This window comes from Exiguobacterium sp. SH5S4, from assembly GCF_004337045.1.
Lineage (GTDB): Bacteria > Bacillota > Bacilli > Exiguobacteriales > Exiguobacteriaceae > Exiguobacterium > Exiguobacterium aurantiacum_A.
This window is the reverse complement of sequence record NZ_SJUQ01000001.1, coordinates 240,401-250,113: the sequence shown is the minus strand read 5'-3', so window position 1 is coordinate 250,113 and position 9,713 is coordinate 240,401. Positions and strand designations below refer to the sequence as shown.

The 9,713-nt window shown below is 51.9% G+C and carries 9 protein-coding genes; all 9 read right to left on the bottom strand.

Annotated features, from left to right (window positions below; all coding sequences use genetic code 11):
- Nucleotides 1-146: 146 nt before the first annotated feature.
- The 9 genes from mdh to EVJ32_RS01155 all read right to left on the bottom strand — a co-directional run bounded on the left by mdh (nt 147) and on the right by EVJ32_RS01155 (nt 9,656).
- Nucleotides 147-1,082 carry a malate dehydrogenase gene (gene mdh / locus EVJ32_RS01195; RefSeq protein ID WP_070326939.1) on the bottom strand — a complete coding sequence of 312 codons (936 nt, stop codon included), beginning with the start codon at nt 1,080-1,082 and terminating at the stop codon, nt 147-149.
- A gap of 39 nt (nt 1,083-1,121) precedes the next feature.
- Nucleotides 1,122-2,393, bottom strand: coding sequence for an NADP-dependent isocitrate dehydrogenase (gene icd, locus EVJ32_RS01190; RefSeq protein ID WP_070326938.1), 1,272 nt, complete (start codon nt 2,391-2,393; stop codon nt 1,122-1,124).
- 114 nt (nt 2,394-2,507) lie between these two features.
- Nucleotides 2,508-3,620, bottom strand: coding sequence for a citrate synthase (citZ, locus tag EVJ32_RS01185; RefSeq protein ID WP_131456072.1), 1,113 nt, complete (start codon nt 3,618-3,620; stop codon nt 2,508-2,510).
- Between the two features lie 184 nt (nt 3,621-3,804).
- Complete coding sequence (locus EVJ32_RS01180) at nt 3,805-4,269, bottom strand: DUF441 domain-containing protein (RefSeq protein WP_131440022.1); 465 nt, start codon at nt 4,267-4,269, stop codon at nt 3,805-3,807.
- A 68-nt stretch (nt 4,270-4,337) separates the two neighbouring features.
- The gene (gene pyk / locus EVJ32_RS01175; RefSeq protein ID WP_131456070.1) at nt 4,338-6,080 is read right to left on the bottom strand and encodes a pyruvate kinase; all 1,743 of its coding nucleotides are present in this window, start codon (nt 6,078-6,080) and stop codon (nt 4,338-4,340) included.
- A gap of 95 nt (nt 6,081-6,175) precedes the next feature.
- Complete coding sequence (pfkA, locus tag EVJ32_RS01170) at nt 6,176-7,144, bottom strand: 6-phosphofructokinase (RefSeq protein ID WP_131456068.1); 969 nt, start codon at nt 7,142-7,144, stop codon at nt 6,176-6,178.
- Between the two features lie 160 nt (nt 7,145-7,304).
- A complete protein-coding gene (gene accA / locus EVJ32_RS01165) occupies nt 7,305-8,240 on the bottom strand; it encodes an acetyl-CoA carboxylase carboxyl transferase subunit alpha (RefSeq protein WP_131456066.1) in 936 nt (311 codons plus the stop codon).
- Nucleotides 8,233-9,087 (bottom strand): acetyl-CoA carboxylase, carboxyltransferase subunit beta, encoded by an 855-nt coding sequence (gene accD, locus EVJ32_RS01160; protein WP_071397830.1) that lies wholly within the window; start codon nt 9,085-9,087, stop codon nt 8,233-8,235. The genes accA and accD overlap by 8 nt, the downstream gene beginning before the upstream one ends.
- Nucleotides 9,088-9,101: 14 nt before the next feature.
- Nucleotides 9,102-9,656, bottom strand: coding sequence for a FadR/GntR family transcriptional regulator (locus EVJ32_RS01155; protein ID WP_131456064.1), 555 nt, complete (start codon nt 9,654-9,656; stop codon nt 9,102-9,104).
- Nucleotides 9,657-9,713: the final 57 nt, after the last annotated feature.

Here is a 9,713-nt window from a genome sequence, read left to right as displayed (position 1 = left end):
TACAATAGTGAACGCAAGCAATGGAACCTAAAAAAAATGACTCCGGAGCAATACCGGAGCCATCTGATCGCCGCATAAAAGACGACGCACTTTTTATTAAACTGTCCGAAAAACAGGGCTCAGTTCAAAGCAGACTAGACTTTTTTTCAAGTTAGGACGTTCAAGACGGAGCGGACCGAGTCAGCCGAGCGCTTGAGCGCGGCTTGTTCTTCATCCGTCAGGTCAAGTTCGAGCACACGCTCGATCCCGTTCGCACCGAGAACCGTCGGCACGCCAAGATAGAGGTCACGGAAGCCATACTCTCCATCAAGATACGTGATGGCCGGTAGAATGCGGCGTTGATCTTTTAAAATCGCTTCCACCATCTCGACGATGGCCGCGGCCGGCGCGTAGTATGCCGAACCGTTGCCAAGGAGTTGGACGATCTCACCGCCGCCTTTACGCGTTCTCGCGACGATCGCGTCGATGCGTTCACTCGGCAACAACTTCTCGAGCGGGATGCCTCCTGCGTACGAATAGCGGATGAGCGGCACCATGTCGTCGCCGTGACCGCCGAGGACGAACCCGGACACGTCTTTCACGGAGACGTTCAACTCCGAAGCGACGAACGTCCGGAACCGCGCCGTGTCGAGCACGCCGGACTGGCCGATAACGCGCTCTTTCGGGAAGCCCGACTCTTTGAACACCGTATACGTCATCGCATCGACCGGGTTCGTTAAGACGATCAAGATCGCATCAGGCGAATACTTGACAATCTCTTTCGTGACCGACCGCATGACGCTAGCGTTCGTCGTGACGAGGTCGTCCCGGCTCATGCCCGGCTTGCGGGCGATACCGGCCGTGATGACGACGATGTCCGAATCAGCCGTGTCGGCGTAATCCGACGTCCCGGTGATCAACGAATCAAATCCTTGAATCGGCGCCGTTTCTTGCATATCGAGCGCTTTTCCTTTCGTCGGGTTCTCAAACTCTGGCATGTCGAGAAGGACGACGTCTCCTAACTCTTTTTGAGCCAAGTATAGTGCCGTCGTGGCCCCTGTGAATCCGCTACCGATAACAGAAATCTTGTTGCGACGAATCATTGTGCTCTCCCCCTTGGTTTAGTCCAAACTGAGTGCTACTTACATGTTTTTGATCAGTTCATCCGCAAACTCTGAACATTTCACTTCTGTCGCGCCATCCATGAGACGGGCAAAGTCGTATGTGACGACTTTCGATGCGATCGTATTCTCCATCGAACGAACGATGAGGTCAGCCGCTTCGTTCCAGTTCATGTGACGGAGCATCATCTCACCTGACAAGATGACAGATGACGGGTTGACTTTGTCAAGACCGGCATACTTCGGTGCCGTACCATGTGTCGCTTCGAAGATGGCATGTCCTGTCACGTAGTTGATGTTCGCACCTGGTGCGATCCCGATTCCGCCGACTTGGGCAGCGAGCGCGTCCGAGATGTAGTCACCGTTCAAGTTCATCGTCGCGACGACGTCGAACTCACGCGGACGAGTCAAGATTTGTTGGAGGAAGATATCAGCGATTGAATCTTTCACGATGATCTTGCCTTCCGCTTCCGCTTTCGATTGCGCTTCGTTCGCAGCAGCTTCGCCTGACTCTTCTTTGATGCGGTCGTACTGGGCCCATGTGAACACTTTGTCGCCGTACTCTTCTTCTGCGAGTTCATACCCCCAGTTTTTGAAGGCGCCTTCTGTGAACTTCATGATGTTTCCTTTATGGACGAGCGTGAGCGATTTACGGTTGTTCGCAATCGCGTATTCGAGCGATGCCCGAACGAGACGTTTCGTTCCTTCTGACGAGATCGGCTTGATGCCGATACCCGATGTTTCTGGGAAACGGATCTTGTTGACGTTCATCTCTTCTTTCAAGAACGTGATCAACTTCTTCACTTCGTCGCTGCCTGAAGCGTATTCGATCCCTGCATAAATATCTTCTGTGTTCTCACGGAAAATGACCATGTCTGTGTCTTCAGGACGTTTGACCGGTGACGGGACGCCAGTGAAGTAACGGACAGGACGCAAGCACGTGTACAAGTCGAGTTCTTGACGGAGCGCCACGTTGAGTGAACGGATTCCACCGCCGACCGGTGTCGTGAGCGGTCCTTTGATGGCAATCAAATATTCACGGATTTCGTCGAGCGTCTCGTTAGGAAGCCACTCACCCGTTTGGTTGAACGCCTTCTCGCCAGCGAACACTTCTTTCCATTCGATCTTCTTCTCGCCGCCGTATGCTTTCTCGACAGCTGCATCAAAGACGCGAACTGCAGCGTTCCAGATATCTGGGCCTGTTCCATCTCCGATGATGAATGGAATCGTTGGTACGTTTGGTACGTTGAGTGCACCGTTTTCTACTGTAATCTTTTGACCTTGTGTTGACATATGAATCCCCCTAAGTACATTTATGTAGGCCGACGCGAGCGCCGACCTACGTTATCTGTTAGTTTACCAAAGTTTATGTCTAAATTGTGACGTAATCTTCGAACGATGCGTCAATTAACGCTCGTTTACCGGTACGTATGAACGGTTCGTTTCGCCTACGTACTCGGCACGCGGACGAATGAGACGGTTGTCGGCGTATTGCTCGAGGATGTGTGCGATCCAGCCTGACATCCGCGAGACCGCGAAGATCGGCGTGAATAGCTCTTCGTCAAGACCGAGCGCATAGTACGTCGAAGCCGAGTAGAAGTCGACGTTCGGTTTGAGCCCTTTTTCAGTCTCGACGAGGTGATCGATCTTCTCAGACATCTCGTACCAATGTGGCTCGTTGATTTGAGCCGTCAGTTGGCGACTCATCTCTTTCAAGTGTTTCGCACGCGGATCGCCGTCCTTATAAACACGGTGACCGAAGCCCATGATCTTCTCACGGCGTTCGAACTTGCCGCGCACGTAGTCTTCGACTTTGTCGACCGAACCGATTTCGTGAAGCATCTTCATGACCGCCTCGTTGGCGCCACCGTGAAGTGGACCTTTGAGTGCGCCCATCGCTGCCGTCACACCAGAATACATATCTGAGAGCGTCGCTACGCAGACACGGGCCGTGAACGTCGAAGCGTTCAACTCATGATCGGCGTGAAGAATGAGCGCCTTGTCGATTGAAGTCTCGGCGACTTCATTCGGCTCTTCTCCGTTCAACATGTATAAGAAATTGGCTGCATACGACAAGCCTTGCTTCGGTGCAATCGGCTGTTCGCCTTTACGTAATCGCGCGAAAGCAGTCACGATCGTCGCGATTTGTGCTTGAAGCCGAATCGCTTTACGCATGTTTGCCTCTTCACTCATATCCTCAGCCTCTTCATCGTACAACGCGAGTTGAGATAGTGCCGTGCGAATCGTGGCCATCGCGTTCGCAGACTTTGGTGCCCGCTCGAGTGTCGCGATGACGTCTTCTGGCAACTTCGCTTCTTGAACGAGCGCTTCTGAGAGTTTCGTTAATTCATCTGCCTTCGGAAGGCGGTCGTTCCATAATAGAAAGACGACTTCTTCGAACGTGGCATGGTCTGCCAAGTCATCGATTGTGTATCCTCCATAAGTCAATTGTCCGTCAATGATCGAACTGACTTTTGAGGCTGCCGCCACAATTCCTTCTAACCCTTTAGTTGTTGACATTCATAACTCCCCCTCAGTCTTTGAAAGTAGTCGACCGCATCATACAGTCTGTTTGCAGGGAATAAGGGTGGGGGTTCGATAAATCTCCCCAGCACGTATCGAGTTCGCGCCACCCTGTCCTCCGTCTAGTATAAACAATTTACTGAAAAAAAGAAATGTAAGCGTATCCAGACGTGAAAAAATGTCAAACCCACTTCTCGATAAGGTTATATCCCCCTAAAATGAGCGCGGCAATCCCGGCACCAATCAGTGGTCCGACCGGAACGCCTTTCATGAATCCGACCGCGAGAATGGTGCCGGCGAGCAAGGCCGTCGTCACGACCGGATCGACACGCATCAATTGCACGCCCTGGGCGGCGGCGAGGGCAACAAAGATACCGGACGAAAAGGCAATGATGCCGACCGGTCCTTTAATACTATTCCACAATTCTCTAAAACCTATGTCTCCGGTCGCGATTGGGACGAGGACGGCGATCGTGATGATCGTCACACCCCAATGAATCCCTTTTGCGGCGAGCGTCGGGAACAACTGGTCTCCGAAGCCGATCGCTTTAATGATTAAGAGTACGCTGCTTGCGATAATGATGGACTGATTATGAGCAATCACCCCGATCAAGACGAGTAATAGCAGAAATAAATAAGCACCCATGGTTCATCCCTCTTTCTGAATGGAAAAAGAACCGACCTCATGAGAAGGTCGGTTCGATTGTCATTCGATTACGCGTTATAAATTTTTCCAGTAAGCGGGTCGATCGAGATCATCTGTCCGTCACGGAACGTAGACGTTGCAGATTCAACACCGACGATAACCGGTTTACGGAGCGATGGTCCGACGATGCCGGCATGGCTCGTCAATCCGCCGTCTTCCGTGATGATGCCGGCTGCTTTTTCGATCGCTGGCATCATTTCTTTATCAGTGAACGGTGCGACGAGGATCATGCCGTCTTTTGCTTTCGCGTTCGCTTCGTCCGCATTGTTCGCAACGACGACTTCTCCGACGAGGCCGCGCTCACCGATGCCGCGTCCGTTTGCAAGAGCGTGTCCGACGATGTGAATTTTCATCATGTTCGTCGTACCAGAAGTCGCTGCCGGAATACCTGCTGAGATGACGACGAGGTCGCCGTCTGTGACGAGTCCAGCGTGACGAGCTGCTTCAGATGCTTGAACCAACATCTCATCCGTGTTGTTCGGCATTGTAGCAGCAACGATCGGGTATACGCCCCAAACGAGGTTCAACTGACGAGCGACGCGCTCTGATTCAGTCACCGCGATAATGTTTGCTTCCGGACGATATTTCGCTGTACGGGCAGCCGTGTAACCTGATTGTGTTGGCGTCAAGATCGCTTTCGCGTTCAAGTTGATTGCCGTATGGGCAACCGCTTGTGAGATCGCATCCGTTACCGTATGCTCACTGCGTTTTTGACGATCTTTGAGCAAGTTTTTGTAGTCAAGCATACGCTCTGTACGAACAGCAATCGCTGCTTGCATTTGAACTGACTCGATTGGGTAGTCCCCTGCAGCCGTCTCACCTGAGAGCATGACCGCATCCGTACCATCGAGGATGGCGTTGGCAACGTCAGACGCTTCCGCACGTGTCGGGCGCGGGTTGCGTTGCATCGAGTCAAGCATTTGTGTCGCTGTGATGACCGGCTTACCGAGGTCGTTACACTTCTTGATCAATTCTTTTTGTACCGGTGTGACTTCTTCAGTCGGGATCTCGATACCGAGGTCACCACGCGCAACCATCAAACCGTCAGAGATAGACAAGATCTCGTCGATGTTATCGACACCTTCTTGGTTTTCAATTTTCGGGTAAATCTTGATGTGCGACGCATCGTGCTTCTCGAGAAGTTGACGAATGGCGACGACGTCAGACGCACGACGTACGAATGAAGCCGCGATCACGTCGATATCTTGCGAGATACCGAACTCGATGTCCGCGATATCTTTGTCTGTTAAGGCAGGAAGGTTAACCTTGACGTTCGGCAAGTTGACACCTTTCTTCGTCTTGATGACGCCTTCGTTTTCAATGATGCAACGAAGATCGCGGTTCGGAAGTTTTTCGACGACACGGAGACCGATGAGTCCGTCATCGAGCATGATGCTAGAACCGACTTCGACGTCATCGAACAATCCTTCGTACGTGACCGAGAAACGGTCTTTCGTTCCGACGATTTCTTCTGTTGAGACGATTGTCACTTCTTTCCCTTTTTCAAGGAGTGCCTTTCCGTCTGCGAACGTATGCGTCCGAATTTCAGGACCTTTCGTATCGAGAAGGACTGTCACGATTTTGCCTGCGACGCGTGATGCTTCACGGATGTCGCGGATACGTGCTCCGTGCTCTTCGTAGTCACCGTGTGAGAAATTAAGGCGAGCCACGTTCATTCCAGCTTCAATCATTTCTGGGAGAAGCTTCTCTGAAGCTGGTCCGATCGTACATACAATTTTCGTTCTACGCATAAATAAAAACCTCCTAGGGGATGTATTACATTTACACACAGAAAACGGGGGGTCGATTGACCTGATCCCGTCTCTGTGGAGTTCACTGTCACTCGTTAAATCGAAAGTTGGTTCGACAGGTCGATCAACTTCATGTCAAGCGTATGCTTGTTATGGTCGAGCGCCTCGTCGATATCGAGGTCCATCATTTTACCGCCACGGATTCCAACGACCCGTCCAGCTTTGCCTTCTAACAGGATTTCAACGGCGTAAGCGCCCATCCGGCTAGCAAGCACGCGATCGGCGGCAGTTGGTGAACCACCACGTTGGATATGTCCAAGGATCGTGACACGTGTTTCCGAGTTTGTCTGCTCAGCAATGAGCTTACCAATCTCTTCGGCACTGCCAGCTCCTTCAGCAACGACGACAATCGAGTGTTTCTTGCCGCGGGCAACACCATGGTTGATCCGCTCCACAATCGCACTCAAGTCTTCAGGACGTTCTGGGACGAGGATCGACTCCGCTCCACCGGCAAGACCGGCGTAAAGAGCGATGTCACCCGCGTCGCGACCCATCACTTCAATGACATACGTACGTTCATGTGAAGAAGCCGTGTCACGAATCTTGTCGATCGCATCGAGCGCCGTGTTGAGCGCTGTGTCAAATCCGATCGTCGTGTCCGTTCCCGGAATATCGTTGTCGATCGTACCAGGTAGTCCGATTGTCGGGAAACCGAGATCCGTCAACTTCTGAGCTCCACGGTAAGAACCGTCTCCGCCTACGACAACGAGCGCATCGATGTTGTATTTCTTCAACTGTTTGACCGCTTTAGCCCGGCCTTCTTCAGTTCTAAACTCTGGGCAACGGGCAGAACGTAAGAACGTTCCTCCGCGTTGAATGATATCGCCGACTGAACCTAGGTTCAATTCAACGAGATCGCCTTCAATCAAACCTTGATAGCCGTTATACACGCCGTACACTTCTAGACCTTCAAAAATTGCTTTTCGGGTCACTGCACGGACTGCAGCGTTCATTCCGGGGGCGTCTCCCCCACTTGTCAATACCGCAATTCGTCTTAAATTCACGTCACTCACCTCTTATGTGTTTTAACGAAATCTGAAATAAAAATACCATGTCTGACCTTTGTTTTACAACACAAGTATGTGAAAAAAATGCATGGGGTACCGTCGGAAGCAGTCATTTCGTGAGTCGTTTAACGTGAGCCTCAAGCGGTTGTTACCGTTTTCACGAACCAAATGTGCCAATTTGATGATATTTGGCAGCGCGCCCTTGCAGCAACTCATCACGCGAGCGTTTCACCAACTCACTGACGTGTTGTATTAATACAGGCTTCAAGAGCGAAGACTGTAGTGACACATCGATGTGAGCTCCACCAAACACTTCCGTCACAATCTCATCGACAATCCCTAAATCGAGCAAATCTTGTGCTGTAATCTTCATCGTTTCAGCGGCCCGTTCCGCCAGCTTCGCATCTTTCCAAAGCAGTGCTGCCGCACCTTCTGGCGAGATGACCGAGTACGTGCTGTTCTCGAGCATGAGCAGCCGGTCGCATACACCGATGCCGAGCGCTCCTCCAGAACCGCCCTCGCCGATGACGACAGAAACAATCGGGACTTTTAACGTCGCCATCTCAAACAAGTTGCGTGCGATCGCCTCACTTTGTCCGCGTTCTTCGGCCGCCTTACCCGGGTAAGCACCTTTCGTGTCAATGAACGTGATGACCGGCCGGTTGAATTTCTCGGCCTGCTTCATGAACCGTAACGCTTTGCGATACCCTTCCGGATGAGGCATGCCAAAGTTTCGCAACATGTTCTCTTTCGTATTGCGGCCGCGTTGATGGCCGATGATTGTCACCGGGACACCGTCGAGCGTGGCAATCCCCGCGACGATCGCCGCATCATCATATCCGTGGCGGTCGCCATGCAGTTCAATAAAATCCGGGAACAGCTGATCGATATAGTCGAGCGTCGTCGGCCGTTTCGGGTTCCGTGCCAATTGCACGCGATCCCACGGTTTCATATTCCCATAATTGTCTTTTTCTAATCGGTGGAGCTTCGTCTCGAGATGGCGGATCTCCCGGGATAGGTCGATCCCTTTCGTTTCCGCCATCTCGCGCAACTTTACGAGTTGTTCGTTCAATTCTTTCGTTGAGTCAAACATGGTGTGCCCCCCCGTCATGTAAATCGATGATGTTCTTTAAGAACGAACGCATCTGTTCACGATGAACGACGGCATCGAGTTGACCAGCCTCTAGCAAGAACTCAGCAGTTTGGAAGTTGTCTGGTAATTTTTCACGAATCGTCTGTTCAATGATTCGCCGTCCGGCGAAGCCGATCAACGCACCCGGTTCGGCGACGTTCAAGTCACCGAGCATGGCAAAACTAGCCGAGACGCCCCCTGTCGTCGGATGGGTCAAGTAGGCGATATACAGCAATCCGGCCTCGTCATGTTGCTTGAGCGCGATGGACGTATTCGCCATCTGCATGAGGCTGACCATCCCTTCTTGCATGCGCGCACCGCCTGAAGCGGTGAACAACACGACAGGTAACCGTTCCGCGGTCGCAGTCCGAACGGCTGAAGCGATTGCTTCCCCGACATAAGCCCCCATCGACCCCATCCGGAAGCGCGCGTCCATGACACAGATGACGGCGTGACGGCCAGAGATCATTCCGCGGCCGCAGACAATCGCCTCTTCAATCCCAGTTCGTTCCCTGTCTTTTTTTAATTTTTCTTCATAATCTGGAAAATCGAGCGGATTTTCTTTCACGCGCGGTCCAGCAAATTTCACGAATGAGTTCTCATCAGTGAGCAATCGAATCCGCTCATCTGCACTGAGCGGGAAATGGTAGCCACAATCGCACACTTTATGGTGTTCGTTCAATTGTTTCGTATAATGCATATATTTACAGGATGGACATTTCGTCATCAATCCTTGTGGTGCGTCAATTTTCGGTTCTCGTTGACGCAACGGCATGTATCGTTTTGGTTTCTTGAAAAAAGCAGTCATCGCTTCCCCCTCGTTCATTCCGGCATCCTCACCTTGCGCCACATCTCCAATAATTGTGTTCGTTCTTCGATCGTATACAGTTCACCTGCGTCCGTCCCGTCATAAAATCGGTTCACTTCACTCCAAATTCGAATGAAGAGCTCATTGCCTAGGCCTAGAATCAGCTGTTGTCGGAACTCGCGGTCATTCGCTAAGTTCACTTCGAGCAGCTTGACCCGCTCCGGTGTCGGCTCGACTTCAGAGAACGCCAGGCGCTCAAGCAACCGCAACACGTCGACGATGTCGGACGCTTTCGTCTGTTTCGTGACGATAAACTCAGACAAGATCTCGATGTAGCGGTGCCGATCTTGCTCGCACAAAAACGTCCCGCCCCCGTGACGCGTCTCCACGATCCCAAGAAAGCTGAGGGCCCGAAGCGCCTCTCGGACCGAAGCGCGGCTGATTGAAAGCGTCTCGGCAAGTTCACGTTCGGATGGAAGACGGTCGCCCGGCGCGAGCGATGCCTGAACGATCAACGATCTAATTTTAGAAATGTTTTCGTGAAATGAGGATGCGTATTTTCCATGCATCTGACCGTTCAACTCCTTTTCGGATGGCATTTTCTTTAAAGTGGTCAGACCAATCAA

Coding starts and splice junctions, on each gene's coding strand:
- mdh (WP_070326939.1), bottom strand. CDS start 1,082: ATGATTCGTCGCAACAAGATTTCTGTTATCGGTAGCGGATTCACAGGG.
- icd (WP_070326938.1), bottom strand. CDS start 2,393: ATGTCAACACAAGGTCAAAAGATTACAGTAGAAAACGGTGCACTCAAC.
- citZ (WP_131456072.1), bottom strand. CDS start 3,620: ATGTCAACAACTAAAGGGTTAGAAGGAATTGTGGCGGCAGCCTCAAAA.
- EVJ32_RS01180 (WP_131440022.1), bottom strand. CDS start 4,269: ATGGGTGCTTATTTATTTCTGCTATTACTCGTCTTGATCGGGGTGATT.
- pyk (WP_131456070.1), bottom strand. CDS start 6,080: ATGCGTAGAACGAAAATTGTATGTACGATCGGACCAGCTTCAGAGAAG.
- accA (WP_131456066.1), bottom strand. CDS start 8,240: ATGTTTGACTCAACGAAAGAATTGAACGAACAACTCGTAAAGTTGCGC.
- accD (WP_071397830.1), bottom strand. CDS start 9,087: ATGACTGCTTTTTTCAAGAAACCAAAACGATACATGCCGTTGCGTCAA.
- EVJ32_RS01155 (WP_131456064.1), bottom strand. CDS start 9,656: ATGCATGGAAAATACGCATCCTCATTTCACGAAAACATTTCTAAAATT.